The 26,720-nt window shown below is 25.0% G+C and carries 24 protein-coding genes; 9 read left to right on the forward strand and 15 right to left on the reverse strand.

What is annotated here, in order from left to right:
* Nucleotides 1–40: 40 nt before the first annotated feature.
* From BN346_RS12300 to BN346_RS12330, 7 genes are all read left to right on the forward strand, one after another.
* Nucleotides 41–1,342, forward strand: coding sequence for a helix-turn-helix domain-containing protein (locus BN346_RS12300; protein WP_040328943.1), 1,302 nt, complete (start codon nt 41–43; stop codon nt 1,340–1,342).
* A gap of 58 nt (nt 1,343–1,400) precedes the next feature.
* The gene (locus BN346_RS12305; protein WP_040328945.1) at nt 1,401–1,616 is read left to right on the forward strand and encodes a hypothetical protein; all 216 of its coding nucleotides are present in this window, start codon (nt 1,401–1,403) and stop codon (nt 1,614–1,616) included.
* 510 nt (nt 1,617–2,126) lie between these two features.
* Entirely contained in the window at nt 2,127–3,113 is a 987-nt protein-coding gene (locus BN346_RS12310; RefSeq protein WP_040328946.1) for a tyrosine recombinase XerC, read from the forward strand.
* Between the two features lie 518 nt (nt 3,114–3,631).
* Nucleotides 3,632–5,566, forward strand: a complete 1,935-nt coding sequence (locus tag BN346_RS12315; RefSeq protein ID WP_040328947.1) for an OPT family oligopeptide transporter — start codon at nt 3,632–3,634, stop codon at nt 5,564–5,566.
* 103 nt (nt 5,567–5,669) lie between these two features.
* Entirely contained in the window at nt 5,670–6,116 is a 447-nt protein-coding gene (locus tag BN346_RS12320; RefSeq protein ID WP_242838430.1) for a PqqD family protein, read from the forward strand.
* A gap of 951 nt (nt 6,117–7,067) precedes the next feature.
* A complete protein-coding gene (locus BN346_RS12325) occupies nt 7,068–9,005 on the forward strand; it encodes an OPT family oligopeptide transporter (protein WP_040328950.1) in 1,938 nt (645 codons plus the stop codon).
* Between the two features lie 61 nt (nt 9,006–9,066).
* On the forward strand, nt 9,067–9,492 hold the full coding sequence (locus BN346_RS12330; protein WP_040328952.1) for a PqqD family protein: 426 nt from the start codon (nt 9,067–9,069) through the stop codon (nt 9,490–9,492).
* Between the two features lie 42 nt (nt 9,493–9,534).
* Here BN346_RS12330 and BN346_RS12335 read toward each other — a convergent pair whose 3' ends face one another.
* Nucleotides 9,535–10,023 carry a dCTP deaminase/dUTPase family protein gene (locus BN346_RS12335; protein ID WP_040328953.1) on the reverse strand — a complete coding sequence of 163 codons (489 nt, stop codon included), beginning with the start codon at nt 10,021–10,023 and terminating at the stop codon, nt 9,535–9,537.
* A gap of 797 nt (nt 10,024–10,820) precedes the next feature.
* Between BN346_RS12335 and BN346_RS12340 the strand changes: the two genes are divergently transcribed.
* Nucleotides 10,821–11,327 carry a hypothetical protein gene (locus BN346_RS12340; RefSeq protein ID WP_040328954.1) on the forward strand — a complete coding sequence of 169 codons (507 nt, stop codon included), beginning with the start codon at nt 10,821–10,823 and terminating at the stop codon, nt 11,325–11,327.
* Between the two features lie 199 nt (nt 11,328–11,526).
* Here BN346_RS12340 and BN346_RS12345 read toward each other — a convergent pair whose 3' ends face one another.
* The 13 genes from BN346_RS12345 to BN346_RS12405 form a co-directional block, all read right to left on the reverse strand.
* The gene (locus BN346_RS12345; RefSeq protein ID WP_040328955.1) at nt 11,527–12,330 is read right to left on the reverse strand and encodes a M55 family metallopeptidase; all 804 of its coding nucleotides are present in this window, start codon (nt 12,328–12,330) and stop codon (nt 11,527–11,529) included.
* Nucleotides 12,331–12,445: 115 nt separating this feature from the next.
* A complete protein-coding gene (locus BN346_RS20615; protein WP_051540371.1) occupies nt 12,446–13,309 on the reverse strand; it encodes a BfmA/BtgA family mobilization protein in 864 nt (287 codons plus the stop codon).
* Between the two features lie 458 nt (nt 13,310–13,767).
* The gene (locus BN346_RS12355) at nt 13,768–14,328 is read right to left on the reverse strand and encodes a hypothetical protein (RefSeq protein WP_040328956.1); all 561 of its coding nucleotides are present in this window, start codon (nt 14,326–14,328) and stop codon (nt 13,768–13,770) included.
* Entirely contained in the window at nt 14,322–15,200 is an 879-nt protein-coding gene (gene lipA, locus BN346_RS12360; RefSeq protein ID WP_040328958.1) for a lipoyl synthase, read from the reverse strand. Before lipA ends, BN346_RS12355 begins: the two co-directional genes overlap by 7 nt.
* Nucleotides 15,201–15,221: 21 nt before the next feature.
* The gene (gene lplA, locus BN346_RS12365) at nt 15,222–16,202 is read right to left on the reverse strand and encodes a lipoate--protein ligase (RefSeq protein WP_040328959.1); all 981 of its coding nucleotides are present in this window, start codon (nt 16,200–16,202) and stop codon (nt 15,222–15,224) included.
* A 4-nt stretch (nt 16,203–16,206) separates the two neighbouring features.
* Nucleotides 16,207–16,686 carry a hypothetical protein gene (locus BN346_RS12370; RefSeq protein ID WP_040328961.1) on the reverse strand — a complete coding sequence of 160 codons (480 nt, stop codon included), beginning with the start codon at nt 16,684–16,686 and terminating at the stop codon, nt 16,207–16,209.
* 174 nt (nt 16,687–16,860) lie between these two features.
* The gene (locus BN346_RS12375) at nt 16,861–18,237 is read right to left on the reverse strand and encodes a UTP--glucose-1-phosphate uridylyltransferase (RefSeq protein WP_040328962.1); all 1,377 of its coding nucleotides are present in this window, start codon (nt 18,235–18,237) and stop codon (nt 16,861–16,863) included.
* Between the two features lie 88 nt (nt 18,238–18,325).
* Entirely contained in the window at nt 18,326–18,895 is a 570-nt protein-coding gene (locus tag BN346_RS12380) for a non-canonical purine NTP pyrophosphatase (protein WP_040328963.1), read from the reverse strand.
* 191 nt (nt 18,896–19,086) lie between these two features.
* Complete coding sequence (locus BN346_RS12385; RefSeq protein WP_040329027.1) at nt 19,087–19,707, reverse strand: HAD-IA family hydrolase; 621 nt, start codon at nt 19,705–19,707, stop codon at nt 19,087–19,089.
* Nucleotides 19,708–19,843: 136 nt separating this feature from the next.
* Entirely contained in the window at nt 19,844–20,884 is a 1,041-nt protein-coding gene (locus BN346_RS12390; protein WP_040328964.1) for an RNA ligase RtcB family protein, read from the reverse strand.
* A 129-nt stretch (nt 20,885–21,013) separates the two neighbouring features.
* The gene (locus BN346_RS12395; RefSeq protein WP_040328965.1) at nt 21,014–21,676 is read right to left on the reverse strand and encodes a B3/B4 domain-containing protein; all 663 of its coding nucleotides are present in this window, start codon (nt 21,674–21,676) and stop codon (nt 21,014–21,016) included.
* A 24-nt stretch (nt 21,677–21,700) separates the two neighbouring features.
* On the reverse strand, nt 21,701–22,495 hold the full coding sequence (locus BN346_RS12400; RefSeq protein WP_040328966.1) for a multinuclear nonheme iron-dependent oxidase: 795 nt from the start codon (nt 22,493–22,495) through the stop codon (nt 21,701–21,703).
* Between the two features lie 392 nt (nt 22,496–22,887).
* Complete coding sequence (locus BN346_RS12405) at nt 22,888–24,495, reverse strand: M20/M25/M40 family metallo-hydrolase (RefSeq protein WP_040328967.1); 1,608 nt, start codon at nt 24,493–24,495, stop codon at nt 22,888–22,890.
* Between the two features lie 176 nt (nt 24,496–24,671).
* On the opposite strand from BN346_RS12405, the gene BN346_RS12410 reads away from it, so the two are divergent.
* Nucleotides 24,672–25,175 carry a GNAT family N-acetyltransferase gene (locus BN346_RS12410; protein ID WP_051540373.1) on the forward strand — a complete coding sequence of 168 codons (504 nt, stop codon included), beginning with the start codon at nt 24,672–24,674 and terminating at the stop codon, nt 25,173–25,175.
* A gap of 46 nt (nt 25,176–25,221) precedes the next feature.
* Here BN346_RS12410 and BN346_RS12415 read toward each other — a convergent pair whose 3' ends face one another.
* Nucleotides 25,222–26,439: a cytochrome c biogenesis protein/redoxin gene (locus BN346_RS12415; protein WP_040328968.1), complete on the reverse strand. Its 1,218-nt coding sequence runs from the start codon at nt 26,437–26,439 to the stop codon at nt 25,222–25,224.
* Nucleotides 26,440–26,720: the final 281 nt, after the last annotated feature.

The raw sequence follows: 26,720 nt of genomic DNA on the forward strand, positions 1-26,720 counted from the left end.
TTTGTATAAAGGGTGTATCGGAAGAAACGAGGTGGAAATTTTGCATTTTTTAAATGGAAGCGAAAAAATCTTATATCTAAGAAAAAAAGCAAGAATTACACAAGAAGATTTAGCGACAACAAACTTATCACGAGGATATATTGGATTAATGGAAAATGGCAGGCGAAATATTACAGAAGAAGCATCGAAAGTTTTAACTCAGCAATTTAAAAAAGTGTTAGCTGAAAAAAACTATAATTTAGATATAGATGATAGATACTTTTTGAGAACAAGGGAAGAAGAAGCTGAAAAATATTGCAAAGAAAAATTAGAAAATGACAAAATCAAATTGGAAGAACTAGATATAATAAAAGATATTGCAGAAGAATACAACTTAGATACATATATGTCTAAAGCATTTATGTTGATAGGAGATATTTATTATAATAAAAATGAATATGAAACAGCTTTTGAAAATTATTTTTATTCTTTAGATTTAATAAGTAGTGATAATAAACAAAATAATATTGAAAAAGCTAATATATATAATAAATTAGGTGTATGTAAGTATAAACTATTGAATTATCATGAAGCAATAATTTACTATAATAAAGCTAAAGATAAATCTAAAGAGGTTAAAGATGAAAAAATATATTATTATGCTATATATAATTTGTCTATTTGTTATAAAAACATAGAAAAATATGAAAAAGCAATAAATGAAGCACAGATATTTATTAATCAGTATTGGAAAAGTGAGAATTCTGAAGATATTAATAATGTTATATATGCAAAAGGTATACAAGTTAGTTGTTATGAGGCTAAAGGATATATTGATTATGCTATTAATATTATTGAAGACATTATAAGTAATAATAAAAGTTTAGATAAGAAAGTTTTAGGGCATTTATACAATAATTTAGCATATTTATATTTTAAAAATAAAAAGACAGAAGAAGCAATTTTTTATTACAGTGAAGCTCAAAATATTAGATTTAAACATGATAGAATGCTTTTAGGACATACATTAATAGAAAAAGCACAAGTTTATTTAGATTCAAAGTTATATAATGAAGCAATGGTTTTATTGCAATTAGGTATTGAGTATTCAGATATATATAATGATAAACAATATGCAATTGAAGGATATAAGTTTATGAAAAATATATATAAAAATCTTGGTGTAAGAAATAGAGAAAAAGATATAATTAAAAAGATAATAAATTTATTAGAAAATAAAATTTTAAAAATTAAGTATTACAACGAATTATCAGAATTGTGCTTCAAGGATGAAGATTATAAAAATGTGCAATTTTGCAATACAAAAATTAAAGAACTTATATGCGATTCTCAAATAAGTTAATAATATTATTTTAATATTATAAATAAATATTATATTTATATAGGGAGGTAATTTATTTATGAAAAAAAGAGTTACATCATTACTATTAACAGTTTTAATGCTTGTAGGAACTATTGGCATAGGAATGTCAGCATATTTACGTTCAGAAGATCCACCTGTATTAATGAATATTGCTAGAGTTTCTTCAGAGGATCCGCCAGTGTTAAGAAATCTTTCAGAAGATCCACCTGTATTAATGAATTTAATATCAGATAGACCACCTTTATTAGGATAATTATTTAGATTATCTTAATTATTCAAGTTTTTTTTAAAAGTGAATAAACACAAAAATATATGTTAGGCAAGAAGTTCTAGCATATATTTTTTTATACAAATTTAAATTTTAAATGCAAAATTATATAAAACGTTTAGAAGTAGTGTAGCATTGATAAATACAAAAATTATAAGTAAATTTAATAGTATACTAATAGTTGGGAATTATAAAAAAATTATTCATTTTAATGGCACTAGTTAGATTTAAAATACATCTTATTGATATAGATGAACGAGTAAAATTATAACTTTATAACTATAATTACGAATTTAAACTAAAGAATAATATGAAGTGAGTGGAGTTAATGAAATTAAAGTATATAATATATTATATATGGCTCTTTTTATCTGCAATATTTATGTCGTGAAATGTAAGTTTCACGACATAATGCTATATTTTGTGATATAATATAATTATTATACATATTAGTTATATATTCTCTACTTATATAACTATATTAAGGAGGAATTTATGTCAAGTTTAAAATGTAAAAAGCCCTATTATGTTGAAGATTTTTTAAATTATATGAGAACTGTTAAAGGTCTTTCAAGTAGCACTTTAACTGCATATACATCTGATATTAATCTTTTTCTTAGGTTCATAAAAATCCATAAAAATTTATCTAAATCTAATGTTACCTTTGATAATTTAGATGATTTGGAAATTGATGACATATCCATTGATATTCTTAAAAATTTAAGTATCAGTGATTTATATGCATATATCTCCTACTTAGATAATTTTAGAAATAATGGGTCTAGTTCAAAAGCAAGAAAAATAGCTAGTTTAAAATCTTTATTTAATTATTTGACTAATAAGATAAAATTAATACCTTATAATATAACTCTAGAATTAGAGTCGCCTAAACTTCCAAAGAAGTCCCCTATTTATTTAACATTAGATGAAAGTAAGGATCTTTTGAATGTAACTCAAAACAGAGATAAAAATTCAGAGAGAGATTTTTGTATAATAACATTATTTTTAAATTGTGGTTTAAGACTTTCTGAGTTATGTGGCATAAATTTATCTAATATTAAGGGTGATACATTGAAAGTTATAGGTAAAGGAAATAAGGAAAGAACAATATATTTAAATAAAGCCTCTTTAAAAGCTATTATGAAATATATGCCTATGAGAAATGAAATCAACTTTAGAGTAGCAAGTGAAGATAAAGATGCCTTATTCATAAGTGGAAAGTATAGAAGAATAAATAAAAGAACTGTTGAAAGAATAGTAAAAAAATATATAGGTTTAGCAGGACTTGATAAAGATAAATACACACCACATAAATTGAGGCATACTAGTGCAACTTTAATGCACAAACATGGAAATGTAGATGTAAGAACTCTTCAACAAATACTAGGACATGAAAATGTGTCTACAACTCAAATTTATACACATGTCGATGATGAAACATTAAGAATTGCTATAAATAAAAATCCTTTGAGCGATGAATAAAAATAAAAAAATATATGTAAAGTGAGATGTGAATAATGATAATTACATCTCACTTTATTTTTTATAATTTTATCTTAAAGTAAATGTATACAAAATACTCCTCTATATAATATTATTTCTAAAATATGAATAAAACCTCTTTATTATTGATATATTGTGAACAAATGTTTAATTAAGTTTTAAATAAATCATAAATTATTGATTTATATGTAAAATACATGATAATATTTGAAAGTATTTCAAATATATATTGAAATACTAAAACTTAATAATGATCAGGATTATTAGATTGTTTTGTACAAGCTGTTATGTTAATGATAAAAAAGTATAAAGGAAAATAATTATGAGGTTATCCCCTTTTCTTTTATATTTTTATATTTATATATGATAAGAACAAAGTCTAAATTTATGCTTATGCTCAAATAAATATTTTAAATTTTTATAAGCTTTGAACTTTTTTATTAAATTTAGATTTTTTATCTTAAATTTTAAATTTTTAAACTAAGGAGGAAAATAACATGGCAGAAAAGAAAAAACTTTCCCACAATGCCTATGGTGGAATTAAAGGTGAAGATTATGTACCTTTCGTCCCTACTGATGTGGCAATGCCAGAAGTAAGTGCTATATCTATAGTTGTTGGTATTTTATTTGCTTGCATATTTGCAGCAGCAAACGTATACCTTGGATTACAGGTTGGTATGACGATTGCAGCTGGTATTCCAGCATCTATTTTAGGAGCAACATTACTTAAGGCAGTATTTAAAAGAAATAACATCTTAGAGGCTAATATGATTCAATCAATTGCCGCTATGGGTGAATCTATCGCAGGAGGTATCATATACACATTACCTGCAATAATTATTTGGGGAATGGATTTAAAATTATCTACAATAGTTTTATGTACAGCATTAGGTGGACTTTTAGGAGTTGTTTTTGTTATACCATTTAGAAAATACCTAATTGTTGAACAACATGGTGAGTTAATATTCCCTGAGGGAATGGCTGCAGCTGAAGTTCTTGTTACAGGAATGGAAGGTGGAAGCGGACTTAAGACAGTTCTTACTGGTATAGCTGGTGGAGCAATATTTAAATTCTGTTCAGCAGCTCTTAAGATATGGCAAGAGGCTCCAGAATGGGTTATTAAACCATATCAAGGAGCAATTATTGGAGTTAATGCTATGGCATCACTTGTTGGAGTTGGTTTCATAGTAGGAATAGAAGTTGCATTATATATGTTTGGTGGAGCATTAGTTGCTTGGTTTGGACTTATACCTTTAATAAAATATGTTGGAGCAGGACTTGCATCACCACTATTCCCTTCTACTCAGTTAATAGCTGATATGGGAGCTTGGGACATATGGAGTCAATATATAAGATATATTGGAGCTGGAGCTGTTGCTGCTGGTGGATTCATAAGTCTTGCAAAATCACTACCTACTATAATAAAATCATTTAAGACTGCAATGAAAGGTCTTGGCGGTGATAAAGGTTCATCTGCTCAAAAAAGAACAGATGTAGATACTCCTTTAACTTGGGTATTAGCAGCAGCTATACTTGTTTTTATAGGTGGAGTTTTCTTACCAGGAATAAAAATTGGAGTTGTTGGATCAATACTTGCTGTATTATTCTCATTCTTCTTTGCAGTTGTTTCTGCAAGAATGGCTGGTATCATAGGAGTTTCTAATAACCCAGTTTCAGGAATGACAATTGCTACGTTATTATTTGTAACAGGAGTTTTAAAATTAGTTGGATATAAAGGTAACGAGGGAATGCTTGTTGCTATCACAGCTGGAGCTGTAGTTTGTATTGCAATTGCAGTTGCAGGTGGAGTTTCTCAAAGTTTAAAAACTACTTACATAATTGGTGGTACTCCAAAGAAAGTTGAATGGGGTATGTACTCAGGAGTATTTATTGCTTCATTAGCTGCAGGTGGAGTTTTATTATTACTTCACAATACATATGGTTTAGGATCAGAAGCATTAGCAGCACCTCAAGCAACACTTATGTCAATGGTTGTTGAAGGAGTTATGACTGCACAACTTCCTTGGGCACTTGTTATAGTTGGAGCTATTGTAGGAATATTCTGTGCCCTTGCAGGACTACCAATACTTCCAGTTGCACTTGGATTATACTTACCAATTCACTTAAGTGCTGCAATATTAACTGGTGGTATTATAAGAAAACTTGTTGAAAAGAAATTTAAAAGTAATGAACCTCAAGCTAAGCTTCAAACAGAAAGAGGAATACTTCTTTCTTCAGGACTTGTTGCTGGAGATGCATTAACAGGTATTGTAATAGCAATACTTACAACATTAAAGTTAGATTCAGCAATTGCTATAGGACCAAAGTTCTTACCAGCACTTGCAAATAGTCCATGGACAGCGTTAGTTGCATTCTTAATATTAGGATTCCTAGTTTATAAGTTTGCATCTAAAGTGGAAGAAAAAGCTTAATGTTTTAAAAGTAAGGGTGAGAGTTAGTGCTCTCCCCTTTTTATAATTTTTATATTAATAAAATAAACATGAAATGGATAAAATAATATAAATTTTTATAAATGTGAAAGGAAGAAATTTAATGTCTAAAAAAGAAAAGAGCAGTGATAAGGATAACTTTCTATTATATATTCCAGTTATAAAACATAATGATTGGGAAATTAGAAATGGTTTTGTTTATCTTGTATTTTATCATAATAAATTTGCAGAAAAAGTATTACAGTGGTTAGCTAAAAAACCCTCAGTTAGTGATGTGAAATTAGATAGGCTTGGAAGCAGTGTTTGGCAAAATATAAATGGAGAAAATAATGTTTATGAAATTGGTAAAATATTATTAAATATGCCAGAATTAAAAAAAGAATATAAAGATATAACAGAAGATGATTATATAGAAGGTTGTCATCCTATTTATAGTAGACTAATAATGTTTTTAAGGTATATGGTTAAAAAAGGTTGGATTAAATTTAAAGTAGCAGAAAATCATGAACAAAAAAATGATGAATTAGAATAGACAGGAATTATACAGTTATTCCTGTCTATTTTATTATTATAAAGTGTTTAAATACAATTAAATAGATTTAGTTATAGTAAAATAAATAAATTAAAACTTGCAAAATTTGATTAAAGAAATAGTTACTAAATAAAAATTAAATATCCAATAAAAGTAATAAAATTCGAGTTTAATATTAAAAAATAAAATAATATCTAAATTAAGTATCAAATTTACTAAATAATATTAATGAAACAATTATCGTTAATATATTAACAATAATTCAAGTCGAAAAACATCAAAAAATATGAACAAAATTATTCAATTGAATATAAAATTAGTCAAATTATAAAATTATTAAAAATACAATTAATGAAATTATTCTAAATTTAATTAATTTTACATATTAATCAGTAAATTTTTAAAAATTATTTAATTTTCTTGAAAGAAAAAAATAAAAACTGGTAATAATAGTTATTTAAAAATATATGAGGATTTTAAAATAAATTTTTTAAAAAATACATATGAAAATTTATTCAATACACCCTTATTTTAAATTATTAATATTATTGCTAATTTCCTAAATTTAGAACAATATTTAGAAATTTTAAACATGTATAAATATGAGATTGAATTGAATTTTTATAAAAAAATAAAATTCAATTCATTCTTTATTCAAAAAAAGTTCACAAAATGTATTGATTTTATTTTTTACATTTGATATTATGTGTAAGGAAATTGAAAACATTGTTAAATTTTTATTTTATACGTTAATATTCTATTAATACCATTTAATAATTTTAACTTTGTTATGTTTTACATTTTAAAAATAGATTTTGAATTTATTTTTTAAAATTTGAAACCGATTCCATAATAAAATCATAATGTACATTTAAATTTTAAAATAATAATTAATCAAATTTTATTATTTAAATGGCAAATTAAAAACTAAATAAGGGAGATGAAGACAAAATGGCAGAAAGTAAGAAATTATCTCATAATGCCTACGGTGGAATTAAAGGCGAAGATTACATGCCTTTCGTTCCTACTGATGTAGCAATGCCAGAAGTAAGTGCTATTTCTATTGGTATTGGTATCATATTTGCTTGCATATTTGCAGCAGCTAATGTTTATTTAGGATTACAGGTTGGTATGACAATTGCAGCCGGTATTCCAGCATCTATTTTAGGAGCAACATTACTTAAAGCAGTGTTTAAGAGAAATAACATCTTAGAGGCTAATATGATTCAAGCAGTTGCTGCTATGGGTGAATCTATCGCAGGAGGTATTATATACACTCTACCTGCAATAATATTATGGGGAATGGATTTAAAACTTCCAACTATAATACTTTGTACAACATTAGGAGGATTATTAGGAATAGTTTTTGTTATACCATTTAGAAAATACCTAATTGTTGAACAACACGGTGAATTAATATTCCCAGAAGGAATGGCTGCAGCTGAAGTTCTTGTTACAGGAATGGAAGGTGGAAGTGGTCTTAAGACAGTTCTTACTGGTATAGGTGGAGGAGCAATATTTAAATTCTGTTCAGCTGCCCTTCAAATTTGGAAAGAATCACCTGAGTGGGTTATAAAACCTGTTCAAGGAACTATCATTGGAGTTAATGCTATGGCATCACTTGTTGGAGTTGGTTTCATAGTTGGAATTCAAGTTGCTTTATACATGTTTGGTGGAGCTTTAGTTGCTTGGTTTGGTCTTATTCCACTAATCAAGTATGTTGGAGCAGGTCTTCAAACACCACTATTCCCTTCTACTCAGTTAATAGCTGATATGGGAGCTTGGGATATTTGGAAGAACTACATAAGATACATAGGAGCTGGAGCTGTTGCTGCTGGTGGATTTATAAGTCTTGGTAAATCATTACCTACTATAATAAAATCATTTAAAACAGCTATGCAAGGTCTTGGTGGTGATAAAGGTGGAGCTGCTACAAAAAGAACAGAAGTTGATACTCCACTTAGCTGGGTATTAGTAGCTGCAATATTTGTATTTGTTGCTGCAATATTCTTACCAGGTTTAAAAATTGGTGTTGTTGGATCTTTCCTTGCTGTTTTATTCACATTCTTCTTTGCAGTTGTTTCTGCAAGAATGGCTGGTATCATAGGAGTTTCTAATAACCCAGTTTCAGGAATGACAATTGCTACATTACTATTTGTAACAGGAGTTTTAAAACTTGTTGGATACCAAGGTAAAGCTGGTATGCTAGTTGCAATTACTGCAGGAGCTATAGTTTCAATTGGTACTTCAGTTGCTGGAGGAGTTTCTCAAAGTTTAAAAACTACTTACATAATTGGTGGTACTCCAAAGAAAGTTGAATGGGGTATGTATGCAGGAATAGTTATTGCATCTGCTGCAGGTGGAGCAGTACTATTATTACTTCACAATACATATGGTTTAGGATCAGAAGCATTAGCAGCACCTCAAGCTACATTAATGTCAATGGTTGTTGAAGGTGTTATGACTGCACAACTTCCTTGGGCACTTGTTATAGTTGGAGCTGTAATAGGAATATTCTGTGAACTTGCAGGACTTCCAATACTTCCAGTTGCACTTGGATTATATTTACCAATCCACTTAAGTGCTGCAATATTAACTGGTGGTATCATAAGAAAACTTGTTGAGAAGAAATTCAAGAGTAATGAAGATCAAGTTAAACTTCAAACTGAAAGAGGAATACTTCTTTCTTCAGGACTTGTTGCTGGAGATGCGTTAACAGGTATCGTAGTTGCATTAATAACTACATTTGGAGTAGCAGACAAAGTTGCTATAGGTCCAAAAATGTTACCAGCGCTTGCTAACAGTCCATGGACAGCATTAGTTGCATTTGTAATTCTAGCATTCTTAGTATACAAATTTGCATCTAAAGTAGAAGAAAAAGCAGAATAATATATTTGAGGGTATGAGTTTAAATCTCTACCCTCTTTTATTAAAAGAAAGGAATGATTTTATGGCAAAGGATAAAAAAATAGATGAGAAAGAAAACTTTCTTTTGTATGTTCCAGTAAAAAAACATGAGGAATATGAAATTAGAAAAGGAAATGTTCACCTTATATTTCATCATAAGAAATTTGCAGAGAAAATACTTCAAAAGATAGCTAAAAAACCAGCAGTAAGTGATATTAAATTGGATAGGCTTGGAAGTACTGTTTGGCAAAACTTAGATGGTGAAAAGACAGTATATGATATTGGTCAAATTCTTTTAGATATGCCAGAATTAAAAAAAGAGTATAAAGATATAAAAAAAGAAGATTATGTAGATGGATGTCACCCTATTTATGCTAGACTTATAATGTTTTTGAGATATATGGTTAAAAAAGGTTGGATTAGTTTTAAACTTTCAGATATGGTACTAAATAAAGAGAATGAGAAATAAAACAGGCATAATAAATTATGACCTGTTTTTTCTTTATTAAAGTTATTTGTTTGTACTACCAAAGCCCCCTACTCTTTCTTCTCCTATGAAATCATCATTATCTGAAAGAAGATATTTTCTAAATACACCCTGAGCTATTGCATCTCCTTTTTTTACTTCCCAAATTTTAGAACCTTCATTTCTAAGTTTTATAAAATAATGACCTTCGTTACTTTCACAATTGTAGTAATCGCTATCCCCTAGTCCAATTGTATTTGCAATTCTTATGTAGTATTTGAAACCCATACTACTTCTTGGATATAATTCTAAGCTTTCATCTTCTAACATATAAGCTTTAAAACCTGTAGGTAATTTTATGTCCTCTCCTGGTTCAAGTTTAAAATCTATAGTTGAATATATATCATAACCAGCTGCTCTAGCAGTTGCTCTTTTAGGTAATTTTAGTTCTGAATAGTTAATATCAATATCTTGAAAATCCTTTTCAAATTGATTTTCAGAAATTAGCTCAAATCCTCTAGTTCTTTTGTTCATTAAAATGTCTCCTCTTCTATTTTAAACTTAATATATATTTACGATTAAATATAATTAATAAACAGTAAATATATATGATAATTATACACAAAGAGTATAATATTAACAACGTTTTAAATTCATATATAATGAGAATATTGATTTAGTAATTTATATTTAAAATATAGTATTTAAATTTATGCTCAAATATATAAAAATGCAATTTAATAGAAGGCAATATGTCAAAAATAATATAAAAATGAAAAAATATACGGGGATATATCTTTAAAATGACTAAAAGATGAAATATTTAACTCTATTCAATATCAAAAAAATATTAAAAAACATGAGAAATACTATTTAAATTTGTATAAAATCTATAAAAATGAAATAATATTCAATATTAATGATAATTTATAATAAAAAATATATATAATAGTGATTTATTTTATTGAAAAAAGAATTATAAGGATGTATATTAATTCAAAAAATACATGATTATTAAAAAAATACCGTATAAAACACTTTATATATGATTTGAAATTGCAATTATATTAAAATTATATTTCAAAAGCTAAAGATTTAACTATGAATATTTATAATACTGTAATTATAAAAGTATATAATATAATTTGAAAAAAATAGATGTTTTTGTATTAAATTATACTTTCGCATGATTAATTATAAGTTGAATTTTAAGTTAGATTCGAAAAATAAATAGATAATGAATTTAATGTAAAGTTATAAAATAAAAAAGGTCTTTTTACTTTTAAAATGATAAAATATATAAAAGGTATATTATGTAAGGTGGTGAAAATATGACATTTAAAAATTTTTTGGAAAGTTGTATTTTAATTTCACTTATAATATTGTTTTCAATTTTTATTAGTCATTTTGTAGGATTTAAATTAATGTTCTTTATATTATCCATTTCATTTATGATATTATCTATTTTATTAAAAACTAATATTAAATTTCACGAGTATTTTATAAAGAATACTAATAAAAATGAGTATAATAAATATTTGATAAGCAATGATATGAAAAGAAAACGAGTTAAAGAAAGTAATGTGGTATTTTGTTATGCATGGGCAGCTATTTTCTTATTAAATGGTATAACAACTTCTTCAAATCTTAAAATCAAAACTGATCTATTGAAATATTTTAGTTTCAATTTACTTTTAATAATTTCTATAGCAACTTTAGGTATAATACTTTTTAAAAAATGTAAGAATAAAAACTTGTATATAATAAGTTCTGTTATAATTATTATGATATTGATTTGTGTTATTAGTGTACCTTTCTTATTATATAGGTTTGGATAAGCAGATATATATTAAATAAAGGAAAGATAATGTTTTGTTTCTTATCTTTCCTTTATTCGAAATTGCATCTCTTTTGTAAATTTAATTAATTCAAAGATATAATATAGTTTTGTAAATATAATAGCAAAGCAAAGAGATTATTAGACAAAAACTTGATTTAAAGCATACACTTATTTTAATGTTTAATGGTTTATTAGCATTAAGTTAAGAATAAAAACATTTTTAACACATCAAAATAATCATTTGATTTATATTTTATAGTTAAGCCATCTTTAATAGTAACACCTGGATAAAAACTAGCTTTATAAGCATCGGTATGATTGCTATATTGAATTTCTATGTTGAATTCTTTAGGTAAAGTCTCTAGATATTCAGTTAAATTATTAGAATTAAATATTGTTTCTGTTATATTTAAAATGGTATCTTCTATAGTCTTTGGATGTAAATTTACTGCACTGCCACCTATTCCTTCTTTGGTTACTATGGTTTCTATTTTATCATTGGTTCTTTTAACTTCATCACATAGGTTTTTATCGCCAGTTACAAGTACTAATGGTACTCCTGTATATAGTGAAGTATAATAGTTTATTTTAAATTCACTTGCAATTTCTCCGTTTATTTTTATATAAGATATTTTAACAGGGTCCATTGTATGAGCAAGAGGACTACCATTAGTTCCAGCAGCACAATGATATCCTATAAAAATAGAAGCATCAAAAGTATTATCTAAGCCTTCCATCATCAAATAAGGATGATATGCCCACCCTGTTATTAATGTTGTTTCTTGAGGTAAATCTCTATGCATTATATTTCTAGCAGAATCATGAGCATCTTTTATAACTATATGGTTAACTCCTGCATTTAAAGCTCCTGTGCAAGCTGAATTTACTTCTCTTGTTAATTGTAATTTAAAATCATTATAATCCTCTTCGCCTTTAGTCGTTTCTTTCCAATCACAAATATCACTAACGCCTTCTATATCAGCACTTATAAATAATTTCATTGTTATTCCTCCTTATATTTAGAGTTTAAATAATATAATCACTAAACCGCTATTTGTTTTGTAAATTGCTTTTAATATTTAATAAGACTTATTATAAAATAATAATATAAAAAAATTATGCTTCCTCTTTTTGCTTACCCATTATAAGCTTTCTTATAACTTCTCCATCTTCTTCTCTTTTCTCCATAAGAGTCATTATTTTTCCGTTTAATTCATTTTCTCTTAAAGTTAGTTTTTCTTTATACTCTTGTTCTAAATTTAAAAGTTCTCGTTGGAAATCTAAGTTTAACTTTTCTTTTTCCATTTGTGAAATAGAAGTATTTTGGCTTTTTAGATTTTCTATATCTTTTTCATATTTGTCCTCTAATGCATTTAATTTATCTTTAGTTGATTCTAATAAAATATCTTTTTCTTTTATGTTAGAATTTAAATTCATTATATCTTTCTCTAAGTTTGATATAAACTCCTTCATCTTAACTTCATTTTCTTTTATAGAATTAACTTCAAAAACTGCTTTTTCCATTTCTTTGTTTTTTTCTTCTAACATTTCATTAAAGCCTTTTAATTGATCTAAATCTCTATTTAAAGATTTTATTTTTTCGTCCCTCTTTTCAATTTCTTTATTTAATTCTTTAATTTTCTTGTTTTCTTCTTTAAGTTTATTTACTTCCTCTTTTAACTCTTCAATTTCAGTTTCTTTTTTAGAATTAAACTCTTTATTTAAATTATTTAACTCTAATTCTTTTACTTTAGTTCTTTCTACTGAATTTATAAAAATATCAACCATTCTATTAGTTAATGCTTGTAATTCATTTATATCTTCTGAAATATTTAGACTATCATCTTTAATAGAGTTTAACTCATAGAACTTGATCATGGTTTCCATGAATTCTTTATTGTTAATCCCCTCTTTAATAGCTAAATTATTAAATTTATCCTTTAACTCATCACTTATTCTTACACTGAAAGTTGTATCCATAAAAAATCCTCCTAAAATCAAAACTTATGTACACTTTTTATATAGAAATATTTATTGTAAACATTAAGTTTACTGTGTAAACTTAATGTTTACAATAAATATTATAACACAAATAAGTAAACTTTGAAAAGAAAAACCTAAAATAATGCAATAAAACAATCTAACTCAATATAACTTTTATTATATGGAGTTAGATTTTATATAGAAAAATATATAGAAATTTAAAATAATAAAAAGAGGAAGTAATTTTCTAGAAAAATAGCAAATTTAATAATTTAAGTTTTTTTCAATGAAAATTAAGTATAAAAAGAGGAAGCAATCTAAAAAATAAATACATTCATTTAAATTTCAAAAATGAAAAAAAGTTTTTTGTAAATGTATAAATACTAGTTTGAAATAATTTTAAAAATTAAACAAAAAAATAAAGGCATATATTGATTTGCCTTTATTTTTAAAATTTATGTTAAAAAATATATTATAAAACATAGTAGTGATATCAATATATAAATGAGGAAGTATCTTTTCCATGCATTGTTTTTATTATTTTTAAGATACTCATTTATAAATAATATTATTTCATTTATATCTTTCTTTTCAAATTTTAAATCACTTTTAAAGTTAAGAGAATTTTTGTTTATATTTGCTGTAACAAGAGTTCCTTTTAAATACAAATTTAAATAAAAGAAGTTGTTGTTTTTAAATTCTCTATATCCAATATTATGTGAATTAAATACATTAGTTATAATATCTTTTAATTCAACGTCTTTTGGATGATAAATAACATAATCTTTACAAAATAAGCTCATTAAAAAAATCATCAAAATCATTTCTATTAAATAGCCTAAAGAATATGAATCATTTACTACAAATTCTGTTATTATAAGTGGGATTATAAAACAAATAAATGTATTAAGTTCTATTACAGAGTTTTTCTTAAATAATATTAAAAATGAGTATATTAAAGAACCTACACCTAATGTAAAAGCTAGAACTCTTATTGCATCAATAAAGACTAACACGATGTTAATTGTATATTATGTGAACAATCTAAAGCTTCTTTAGCATTATAAGAACTTCTTACGAGTGGTGAGGAAGCAATATATTTAAATCCCATGTCCATACCAATTTTCTTGTATTTTTCAAATTGTTCTGGTGTTATATAGTCAACTAATTCTGCGTGATTTTTTGAAGGTTGAAGATATTGACCTATAGTTACGATATCACACTTATGTTCTTTTAAATCTTTAAGAAGTTCTATGACTTCAGCTTCATTTTCGCCAAGACCAACCATAAACCCAGATTTAGTTAAAATAGAATCATCTAAATCTTTTACTTTTAAAAGAAGATCAAGAGAACGTTTATATACTGAATTAGGTGTTATACTTTTAAAAAGTCTTGGCACTAACTCAATATTATGATTTAAAATTTCTGGTTTTGCATCAGTAATAATTTTTAAAGCATTAAAGTTTCCTTGCAAATCAGGAATCAAAACTTCTATAGTTGTATTAGGATTTAACTCTCTTATAGCATATATAACATCTCTAAAGTGACTAGCACCTCCATCATCTAAATCATCTCTAGTAACAGATGTTATTACAGCATGCTTTAATCCTAATTTTTGTATTGCTTTTGCTACATGAAGTGGTTCATTTTTATCAACTTCATTAGGTTTTCCAAAAGAAACGTTGCAAAATCTACAATTTCTAGTGCAAATAGAACCTAAAATCATAAATGTCGCAGTTCCTTTATTATGACACTCTAATCTATTAGGACAATTAGCTTCTTGACATACTGTATTAAGATGAAGAGATGAAGTAAGTGCATTTATTTTTTTCAAATTTTCCCCATGTTCAAGTTTAATTTTTAACCATTCAGGTTTTCTTTTATACATAATTAATGTCCCCCTTTATTTTTAAAAAAGAAGTTCTAATAAATCTTCTTTTTCCATATCATTAATATAAGCTTGTACATCTATTTTATCTAAAAGACAATTAATATTATTAAAATCATGTTTTATATTTAAAAAGTTTTTTTCTAATTTTGATATATTGTCTTTAAAGAAAAAATCACCATAAAATTTTAAATCGTTTATGTATCCATTAACAACATTAAAATTAACTTCTATTGTACCACCTTTAAATCGAATTTCTTTTCTAAATTCATATTCAGGATTTCTACCAAAATTCCAACTGAATTTAGAAAATCTATCTTCCATAATTATATTTATATTTTTTAAATCATAGTCTGTAAAATTATATAAATTTTTTTCGTTAAAGTAATCCATTACGAAACTTGTTATATAATTTTTAAATTGTAAGACGTCCATATCAGTGTTTAAATAGTTATGTATGTTTGTAACTCTTGCACTAACAGAGTTGACACCTTTAGATTTAATTTTTAATGGATTTACTTTAAGAGCTTCAGATAAATTTGATATTGAACTAGAAAATAGCAATGTGCCATGATGTAATACTTTATCCTTGTAATAATACTGGGCATTTCCTGAAATTTTTTTCCCATCTATAGTTATATCATTTCTGCCTGAAAAACTTGCATTTATGCCTAAAGAATCAAGAGCTTTCAAAATAGGAAGTGTGAATTTTCTGAAATTAGAGTTTATATCACCTTTATTTTTAGAAATAAAAGTGAAATTTATATTGCCCAAATCATTGAAAACTGCACCACCACCAGTTAATCGTCGTACAACTATTATGTTATTTTCTTTTACATAATCAGTATTTATTTCGGCAAAAGCATTTTGATTTTTCCCAATTAATATACATGGTGAATTTCGCCATAACATAAAACATTCATCATCAAAATTTTTAAGTACATATTCTTCTGCGGCATGGTTAAAATATGGATTTATATTATTATGATTAATAAATAACATCAAACTACCTCTTTTCTTTTAAGTATTGATTATTTGAATCTAACATAGTGTAATTGCTGTTCAAATTTGCTTTTAAATATTTTATAATATTTAAAAATATATCAGTTTCAAAATTATTATCATCAATAAATATATTTATACAGAATAAATGTTTAGTTAATATTATATTAATTACTTTATAATCTACATAAATTACAAATTTATTATCTGAAAATTTATATTTAAAATTTTTAGAATCAAAATAATTATTAAGTAGTTCAATTACTGTGTTTAGGTTTACATTATACAAGTTAAAATTTATATCTTGAAATGTAGAATAATAACATAGAGCCATTACAATAAAAATTACTATATTATATGATTTAAAAAGAGTATTATTAAAAAAAGCATATGAAAAATATATTACATTGATAAATGACATAATTATTGAAGATTCAGTTGAATTTTTTATAACATAGGCTTTATTATACTTTTGTAAATTCATAAGGGTAATCACCTCTTTTAAAATTAAATATGTATCAAAGTTATTGTATTATATTTACATTTTTAAGTCAATGATCAAGGTAATATTTTAAATCATTATGTTAAACTATTATATAAACTATAAAAAAATAAGAATCCAATTAAATAAATGAATTCTTATTTTAAAAGATTATTATTATAAGTTATTATCTTTAAGTATAATAGCTATATCATCTTTATTTAAGTTTTCACCATTATAAGATATAAGTGGTGATATTTCAATTACATTGTTTTTTAAGATGTTTTTATCTAAACCTGCTTCGGTTAACCATTTTTTATGCAAATTTAATGTTAAATCTCTAGCAGTTTTAGGACTATCATCTCCATCTGCATTTTTTACAGGAGCGAATTCTTCTTCACGTAGCACTTCTAAAACAGCCATATCATCTAATAATTCGAAAGTATCAAATAAGAAATATTCAAATTTATAACCATTTGGCTTACATGGTTCTATTTTTTCATTATTTTCATTTATGTATTTTATTTTTTTATGTGCAGTGTGAAGTGGCAAATCTTTATCTACTATTTCATCAATAAATTTAATATTTAATAAGTGATTTAATATATTTGCATTTGAATATACAATTTTACCATTTGAATCTATTTCATCAGATAATTCTCTTGGAAGTTCTGAATATTCAACAATGGAAGGTTTATTATTTTTATAGCATAACACCCCTACTTTTTCTGTTGCATGTTTTTTAGCAACCACTTTACTAGCAGCTAATTGATTTGAAGAAATAGTGAATCCAATAAAATATGGATCTGCTATTTTTACTAGGGCATTATCTACTCCATATAGAAAAATCCACTCAACACCTTGATTTTTCATATTTTTTAATGCACCAGATTCTTTTAAAGATATAAAGCATCCACCATTTCCATTAGCACTCATATTTATTTTATTTTTATTAGCTAAGCATATTTTGCCTTCTTCATTTATTGCTGGCATGTTATTTTGCTTAAAAAACATTATTTTATCTTTATCATATCCAAAATAATTATTTTCCTTAAAGAAATTTACTGTGTCACTATAGTTTTCTGTACTTGTCATTATGTAAAATGGAATATATTTACCTACTTGTTTTGATAAATATATTAATCTTTCACATTGAATTTGAAATAACGATTTATTTGAAGGTAATCCAATATTAAAAGTTCCTTTTGGTCCATTATGACCAAGTCTAGTTCCCTGTCCTCCAGCAACTAAACAAACTGCTACTTTATTATCTTTTAAAGCATCTATTCCCATATTATAAAAATTTTCTTTTTCTTCCTTAGAGTACATATTTAGTACTTTTGCAATCATTGGATTAAACTCATTTTTTGTATTAGAGTTATTTGCATCACCTATTTTTTTATATGTATTTTTTATTAATTCAAAATCTATTTCTAATATTTCATCAAGTAATAATTCTTTATCATCTTCATTTAATTCATCATAGAATTTAAGAAGATGCTCTTGATTATATTCTTTTAAAAGTTTATTTACTTTATTTAATTTACAATTCATTAAAAATCGTCTCCATTTCAGAATTTATATATAGTTGTCAATTTTAAATTTATATCTTTAATTAATAGCTATATAATATTTATGTTATTTACTTTTGAATTTTATACCAATCACCAAATTTTTTTATACAAGTATCCTCTTTTAAAGAATCGTAAGTTGAAAATTCTTCTTTAGTAAGTTCAGCTAAAGTTTTGTTGAAATTTTGTGGCTTAAAAATATACCATAAGTCAGACCATTTAATTTCAGTTTCATTTCCTCTAATATTAGTTGATAAAAATCCAGGTGCTTTACTTTCAAAAAACTCGAATTTTGTTCCATCAAAATAAGCTAAACAAGATTTAAACTCACAATATCTATTTTCTACTCCGCTCATTAGCTTTAAAAGACCATTTATTCCTATTGTTTCTAACATATGATTTACATATGCTTTAGGAAATCCATTTAGTGCATGAACAAAGAAACCTGAATCTAGAGCGATACAAGGTTTTTTTACAATTTTATAAGCTTGAATAACCTTTTGTTTTGCGATTTCTTTAATATCATCACTTCTAGGTTCTATTAATTCTGCATTATAAGGTAGTACTTGTATATCTTTAAGTTCTCTTTGAGCTGATGCGATTTTTCCTTTATTAGTTGTTACGAAAATTATATCTTTCAAAATACCCCTCCGTCCAAAATATATCCAACTAGTAAAAAGTTACAAAATTAGATATAATAACTCCATTTTAATTTATATTATATTGTTAAATTTACAAGTAGACAAGAGCTATTTTAAAATTTATTAATAATATTATAAATTATACAAAACAAATTTAATTTTAAATAAATTCATTTTGTAGTATTTATTTATTAAAAGTTTAATAAATCTTCTATATTATTTATAGCATAATCATACTCATTTACATTTCCAAAACCATAGTTTGCATATATAAATGGGATATTAGCAAATTTGGCTGCTTCTAAATCACTAGTAGTATCGCCTACATACACAGGATTTTTCAAATTATTTCTTTTAATTATTAAATTAATGTTTTCACCTTTACTTAGATTTGTTCTTCCTGGATTTTCAAAATCTATAAAGTATTTTTCTAATTTATGATATTTAAGAAAAGTTTCTATATATCCAACTTGACAATTACTAACTATAAATAACTTGAATTTTCTTGATAATTCCAAAAGAGTTTCTTCTAAATTTGGATATAATTTGCCACCATTTTTAGCCAAATAATTTTGTTCAACAATGCAAAACTCTTTCATTATACTATTTCGATCAGTTTCATTCAAATTGTTAAAAAATTTTTTGCTTATATCATCTAATTGCATTCCCATAACACTTTCAAAATCTTTTCTACTAAAGTTCTTTTTTATATCAGGATGATTTTTTAAAACATCATTACAAGATAAAACCAATGTATCAATAGCATCCCAAAGAGTTCCATCTAAATCAAAAATGAGACTATCTATATTAATATTCATAAATTCACCTCTTAATATATTTTAATTCTATTTAATATAGGTTTTAATATTACTGCTTATTTTATACTTATTTATTAATTATATAAAACATAAACTCTAAGAAAAATCATTCTTAGAGTTTATGTTTTAATTATTCTTTATAAGTAACTAAAGGTTTTAATTTAGCAACTACCTTTATAAGATTAAAATTAACTAAATCAGATATTATAGAATCTATATTTTTATATGCTTCTGGAGCTTCTTCATAAATTAAATTCTTATTTTTACATACTAAGTTATAATCAAAATTATTACTTTTAATGTCTTTTCTTAAAAATTTACCTTGTAATTTTTCTTTGCAACTTTTCCTAGCCCATTTTCTTCCGGCACCATGAGATATAGAAAAACCACTTTCTAAAGATGAATTTATAGGTTTTACTATATAAGATGGTGTTCCACGGGAACCAGCTATAATAGCATAGCCATCATTACTACTTGAAGCACCTTTTCTATGAATATAGTATTCATCTTTTACTTCAATACCATTATGAATATTATCTATAATTATTTTATCTAAAGTTACATTACAAGTATTGCACATATTTGTAGCTATAACTTGTCTACTTTCTTTTGCAAAAGTTATAGCTTTATTATGATCATTCATATAGGAAGTAAATTCAGAACTTCCTTCTACAAAGCCATCTTCAAGAGCATATTCTTTTATATACCTGTTAAGTATAAATTCACCAAAGCCTCTTGATCCACTATGAACTAATAAGTAAATTTTGTTTTTATCCAAATTTAAAATATTATATTCATTTTCATCTAATACTTTATCAATAATTGTAAACTCACAAAAGTGATTTCCACCACCTATAGATCCTTTATTAAAATCATTATATTCACTTAATGTTTCTATACTATTTAATGTTTTCATAACTTTATCTATTTTAAATTTTCGTTTTAAAGTAGATGTTTCAAATAAACTTATAGAACATCCAATATCATTACCTATAAGATTGGGATATATAATTTTCTTACTAATAAATGATATACCTACAGGAGTTTTACCAGGATGTAAATCAGGATAGCCAACTACATATACAGCTCCTTTTAAATTACATAATCCTTTTACACTATCTACAGCTTCACTTTCCATCCATGTTTTTTCACTTGCTAAAATTTTATACATTAATATCTTCTCTCCTTATTTATAAATTACTATTATTGAGAGAAGTAATTATTTTTACTACTTTTTTATTAAACTTCTCTCACCTTTATAAATAACATCATATTAATCACGTCCTTTTCATAAAATAGTTTATTTAATTATTCTTGTTTCTACTATTTTAGCATTACTATATAATTCAAGCAAATTTTTAGCATTATTTATATGTGATTCCATATTAATATCACCATTGAATGATATTATATTCATTAAAATACTTTTAGTATCTTTAGTTATCATTGCTCTAGTAGAATCTGAAGTAGTACTGCCAAATTTACCTATAGCATCTTCAAATACTGGTAGATTTTCTAAATTGATTTCACCCCTACCAATACCTTCATATCTTTCTCCTTCATGACCTAGAGTGAAAATTATATTACCATTCACTTTATCTAAATCATAAGTACCAACAGAATTGTTAGTTTTTAATGATATAAGATTATTAATGTCAACAATAGTATTTACCGTATAAAGTCCTAGCCCTTTAACAATTCTTCTTAGTAGTGATTCAGAAGATAATCTATATTTGCTAGGATCTTTTTTGAATTTTTTATATGCATCTCTAGATGCTTTTATATTTTCAAGAGTTAAAACATCTTTAATTTCTAGTGAGTTTTCTATATTAGTGCATTCCTTTGTTATCTCTTTCCATAACTCTTCATTAAAATCGTTTACTTTTACATTTGCAATTATACATCCTAAAGTTAAGTTAGGACATTTTTCTTTTAAAATGTTATCTATTGTTATATTTATCATAATTTCTCCTTTGCTAATAAATTATTATTTATCTATGATTTCTCTTAGTTTAATAAGCTGATATTTTAAAATATCTTTATTACTTCTCCAAGAGAATATTTCACCTGGCCCACCATATTCAAGAGTAACTATGTTAGGAGAAGTATTATTTAAAGTCCATTTAAGGATTTCATAATCATCATCGTTCATTTCAATATGTTTATCTCTTAATTCATTACACACTTTTTCGGAACCTGAAACATGAATTTCCTTCACTCTATTAAGTGGCAACTTATTTAAATATGAAAATATGTCTTCACCTCTATTAAATGAAGCAACTTTAGCATGCGATAAATCTAGTAATAAATCAACATCACATTTAGATATAATATCATTAATAAAGTTAGCATCTGTACAAAATTTAATTACTCCAAATTCTTTTTCATCATAATCAGAATAGGGAGCATTTTCAACTAACAGAGGTATATTGCAATTTTGTTTCCAAAAATCAACAACTTTCATTATATATTCTATCATGTTATTAGTTTCAGAGGTATCAAAAAAATCATCACTATGAGCTAGTAGGTGTATTGCATAATGAGGAGATTTAAAAACCTTAAAGGAAGTATTAACATAATTCCAATCTATTTGTTCAATATTTTGCATACTAGCACGTTCACAAAAGCCTAGTCCATGTAGTAATATAGGTTTAAATGAAAGAGCTTCTTCATAAACTCCATTATATAAATCATATAATCCTAGCTTTATGTAATCAATATCAACAGTTCCTTCTTTAAGTAATTCTATTAACTCGCTTGAATAATTACATCCCAATAACATTTAAATCCTCCTAAAAAATATAAACATATTATTATTTTAATTTGGTATAAGATAATTAAATTTATCTAAATTATTAAGAGTAATATAGGTTTCAAAGTTTAAGCAACATTTTTATTAAATGATAATTTTAGAGTTACAACTTATTAATGTTTTCACATTCACTATCCATTGTCAATTTTAAAAATAGATATTAAAACTTAGAATTAAAATTATCAATTGAAATATGCATAACTTAAAGTTTAAACTTTGATTCCTATGAAAGATATACAAATTAAAAAGTTAATTTGTATACCTTTAGTAATTATATATACTTATTTATTTAAAAGTAATTTATTACAATTTTATTAATTATATATTAAACGAAATAATTTTTCAACTTTTCTGAAAATATTTCATATTATATTGTTTAAAATTTTAGGTATGTGTTCTAGTACATCTTTTAAATAAACTCTTTCTGTATTTTCATGAAGATTCCTTCCAAATGGTCCAATATTTATAGATGGTATATTTAATTTTGAAATTTTTTCAAAATCTATATTATATAGATTAGGTGATACTATTAAATTATCTAGCATTTGCTTTTCAGAAAATGGATCTGTACATGATGTATAACTTAAATCAGAAATACCCATAAAATACGGTTGAATTTCTAAATTTAAATCATACTTAATTAGTGTTGTTTTAATAATATCTATAGTTGAAGATAAATAAGTTGATATATTAATATTACCCTCATATCTATTATTAATTATATAATCATTGTTTACAGCAGAATAATATGGAGGAATAGCTCCTATTATTACTATAGGATGATTTATATTACACTCCTTTACCAACCTAGTTATTAAATATATGCTGCTTTCTTGTAAGTTCATTTGTTGTGAGTTTACTTTATTATCAATTTCTTTATATATAGATGATAATGTGCAATTTATATTCTTCAATTTATTTAAATAAATATTTTTGAATTCCCTATAACTTAAAACCTCTATATGAGGAACCTCTAATGAAGTATCATTAAAATTTTTATATACACCTTTAAGTTTAAATAAATAGTTTTTTACTGTTTCTTTGGAAAGCTCTAGTATTTTATCTAAAATGTTTTCTATAGGTACATTCTTAAAGAAATTCATATTAAAATATGCTGCACTCATTTCAGGTATAGATACATCATAACTTTGTCTTAGATCTTTTACACCCAGAACTGTAGGTGGTGATGTTAAAGAGCCTTTATCACTAAAACAAAAATCTTTATTTAGATCTAATCTATTAACTAATTCATTTAATAATGGTATAGGATTTAAACCAGTAAGTATATTGCTTACATGACTTACTTTTCCCTTAACAAAAATTAAAGGCATTATTTTCCCAACAGAACCACAATGTATATTAAAGGTATTTAAATTTTTTCGCTGATGAGGTTCAGTTAATATAAGTAGTTTGTAATTCAAGTTATATTTTTCTTTTAAATCATAAAGAAGATTAGTTGCACTTCTCATTCCACAAGATATATTTTCTTCATCAGGAACAGAAAGAAATAAGATATTATTTTTTTTACTTTCATTAGTAAGTATTGTATTCAAATTTATAGCAATTCCTGATTTCATATCACAAGAGCCTCTTCCCCAAAGCCAATCATCATTTTGTAAATCTTTTTTTGCTAAATCATCTAAATCTATACTTTTGAGCTCTTTTCTTAACATTTCAGGGTTTAAAGCATACTTAGCAAGTGGACCATAATTGTCTATAGGTGCAGCATCATAATGTGATATTAGTATTATAGTATCTTTAACATAATTATCTTTAAGTGCCCAAACTACATGCCTATTTAAAATATCATTTTCTCCGTATAAACCTAATAAATCAGTATTTTTTGTAAAATAAGGAGAACTTTTTAAAATGTCAAATATATAGTTCTCTATATTACATTCTTTATATGTTCCAGTATCACTTTGTATAGAGATTAAATCTAATAATATTTTCTTTATATCATAATTCATGATGAGTGTTACTAAAAACTATTTAAAATATATGTTTTTGTAACATTTTCACCTCCTTAATATAAATACTTTAAATGTAAATTTATATTAATTTTACCACTTATATCTTTTATAGAATAGTCCATGGTAAAATTTAATATATATATATTTAATATTAGAAAAGGAGTACAGTTTTTATGGCATATAAAAATTTTAAACAACCTGAAATTATTTATATAAGTGAAAATCTTAGATTGAAAGCATATAAAGACGAGTATGAAATAGCATTATCATGGTATAGAGATAAGGAAGTTTACTATAATTCAGAAGGTATAACTGATATTTTAAAAATACCTGATGAAAACTATGTAAAAAGAATGTATGATTATTTAAAAGTAAATGGAGAATTATATTTTATTGAAATTAAAGAAAATCATAAATTTATACCAATTGGTGATGTTACATTAAAAGAAGAAAATTTACCAATAGTAATTGGAGGTTCCCAGTATAGAGGAATTGGCATTGGAAAAAAAGTTATGGAAGCTATTATAAATCGAGCTAAAGAATTAGGTATAAAACAAATTTATGGTCAAAAGGTTTATAGCTACAATATACCATCTCAAAAATTACATGAATCATTAGGATTTAAATATGTTAAAACAGAAGGAAGTACTATCATATATAACTTAAATTTAAACTAAAAGAAAAACAAGCGCTAAGAATTTTGTTTTACGCTTGTTTTTTTACTTATCTTTCACTTTCAATGAGATTTTTCATTGTTTCTTTATCTATAGCACCTGGTATATATTTACTTATGTATCCCTCTTTATTTATTATAAATGTTGTTGGAAAAGCATTTATTCCGTATTGATATACAAGAGGACCATCATTATCAAATATTACTGGGAAAGTATATTTTTCTTTTTTAAGATAGTTTGATATTTCGTCAAGTGTACCCTCTCTTCCTAAATTAGGTGAAGCTACACCAAGAATAACTACATCATCATTATTTTCATTGTATTCTTTATATAATTCCTCAATATGAGGCATTTCAGCTCTACATGGTGGACACCAAGTTGCCCAAAAGTTTAAAAATACAGTCTTACCCTTATATTCGCTTAAAGTATGTTTTTTACCATATTGATCTATTAGTGTAAAATCTATTGGATATATCTTACTTTCATCACTTGAATTTTCAGCTTTGTCATTTGTAGTATTTTTGTCTTGAGTTTCAGTAGAATTATTAGTTATATTACTGCTTTCATTATTAATAAGCAATTTATCATTTATATTTCTAAAACCATTAAAAATCATTATAGCTCCTGCTAATATAATAATAACTCCACTTACCTTTTTTATTTTATCCATATGATGTTTCACTTTGTCAAACTTAGTTAATAATTTACTATAAAATAGTGACGATATTATAAATGGTAAGATAAATCCCAATGTGTAAATTAGAATAAGTAACTTTGAAGTTAAAGCACTTTCTGAACTAGAAGACATTATTAGTACTGATGCTAGAATTGGACCTATACAAGGTGTCCAACCAAAACTAAATGTGAATCCTAGTATAAATGCTGATAAAGAATTAATTTTATCAGTTTTAAAATTAATTCTTTTTTCTCTATTTAAAATGTTAGATTTTATAATACCAACATAAAATAAACCCATGACAATTATAATAAATCCACCTAAAATCATTATAATATCCTTATTAGCATTAAAAAAGGATGTTAGAATATTCATAGATGAACCTAATATAAAGAAAGTAACTGATATACCTAGTGTGAAAAATATAGTGTTTTTAACAAGTATATTATTTTTAAATTTTGAACTTTTTATATCATCTACACTGCTATTTGCTAACATACTTAAATATATTGGTAGTATTGGAAGGATACATGGGGAAAATATTGAAAGTAAGCCTTCAACAAAAACTACAAGTAAATTAATTTTATCCATTTGATACCTCTTTTCTGTAAAGTTTCACTATTATATAAGAAACAATTTTGAATTTGAACCTTTTTAGCTGTAAATATGTTGCCTTCAAAACAAATGTTTATTTAAAAGGAATTCCAAGATAGTCTAATTATTAAGCATATTCAAGTTTTAAATTTAATTCCTAGCCTTGTATGTAAAACTAGTTGACAATTGAAATATGAATGATTTAAAGTTTAACCTTGGATTCCTATGAAAGTTGTACAAGCTTGTTTCACTATATGATAACTAAAATGAATTTGAAA

It is taken from the genome of Clostridium ihumii AP5, from assembly GCF_000612845.1.
GTDB lineage: Bacteria > Bacillota > Clostridia > Clostridiales > Clostridiaceae > Clostridium_J > Clostridium_J ihumii.

Excerpts from the sequence above, each read along its gene's own strand:
- lipA (WP_040328958.1), bottom strand. The coding sequence starts at position 15,200 with ATGTATAAAAGAAAACCTGAATGGTTAAAAATTAAACTTGAACATGGG.
- BN346_RS12330 (WP_040328952.1), top strand. The coding sequence starts at position 9,067 with ATGGCAAAGGATAAAAAAATAGATGAGAAAGAAAACTTTCTTTTGTAT.
- BN346_RS20615 (WP_051540371.1), bottom strand. The coding sequence starts at position 13,309 with ATGGATACAACTTTCAGTGTAAGAATAAGTGATGAGTTAAAGGATAAA.
- BN346_RS12415 (WP_040328968.1), bottom strand. The coding sequence starts at position 26,439 with ATGGATAAAATTAATTTACTTGTAGTTTTTGTTGAAGGCTTACTTTCA.
- BN346_RS12395 (WP_040328965.1), bottom strand. The coding sequence starts at position 21,676 with ATGATAAATATAACAATAGATAACATTTTAAAAGAAAAATGTCCTAAC.
- BN346_RS12370 (WP_040328961.1), bottom strand. The coding sequence starts at position 16,686 with ATGAATTTACAAAAGTATAATAAAGCCTATGTTATAAAAAATTCAACT.
- lplA (WP_040328959.1), bottom strand. The coding sequence starts at position 16,202 with ATGTTATTTATTAATCATAATAATATAAATCCATATTTTAACCATGCC.
- BN346_RS12315 (WP_040328947.1), top strand. The coding sequence starts at position 3,632 with ATGGCAGAAAAGAAAAAACTTTCCCACAATGCCTATGGTGGAATTAAA.
- BN346_RS12345 (WP_040328955.1), bottom strand. The coding sequence starts at position 12,330 with ATGAAATTATTTATAAGTGCTGATATAGAAGGCGTTAGTGATATTTGT.
- BN346_RS12305 (WP_040328945.1), top strand. The coding sequence starts at position 1,401 with ATGAAAAAAAGAGTTACATCATTACTATTAACAGTTTTAATGCTTGTA.
- BN346_RS12375 (WP_040328962.1), bottom strand. The coding sequence starts at position 18,237 with ATGAATTGTAAATTAAATAAAGTAAATAAACTTTTAAAAGAATATAAT.
- BN346_RS12405 (WP_040328967.1), bottom strand. The coding sequence starts at position 24,495 with ATGAATTATGATATAAAGAAAATATTATTAGATTTAATCTCTATACAA.
- BN346_RS12410 (WP_051540373.1), top strand. The coding sequence starts at position 24,672 with ATGGCATATAAAAATTTTAAACAACCTGAAATTATTTATATAAGTGAA.
- BN346_RS12335 (WP_040328953.1), bottom strand. The coding sequence starts at position 10,023 with ATGAACAAAAGAACTAGAGGATTTGAGCTAATTTCTGAAAATCAATTT.
- BN346_RS12325 (WP_040328950.1), top strand. The coding sequence starts at position 7,068 with ATGGCAGAAAGTAAGAAATTATCTCATAATGCCTACGGTGGAATTAAA.
- BN346_RS12400 (WP_040328966.1), bottom strand. The coding sequence starts at position 22,495 with ATGTTATTGGGATGTAATTATTCAAGCGAGTTAATAGAATTACTTAAA.
- BN346_RS12310 (WP_040328946.1), top strand. The coding sequence starts at position 2,127 with ATGTCAAGTTTAAAATGTAAAAAGCCCTATTATGTTGAAGATTTTTTA.
- BN346_RS12340 (WP_040328954.1), top strand. The coding sequence starts at position 10,821 with ATGACATTTAAAAATTTTTTGGAAAGTTGTATTTTAATTTCACTTATA.
- BN346_RS12390 (WP_040328964.1), bottom strand. The coding sequence starts at position 20,884 with ATGTATAAAATTTTAGCAAGTGAAAAAACATGGATGGAAAGTGAAGCT.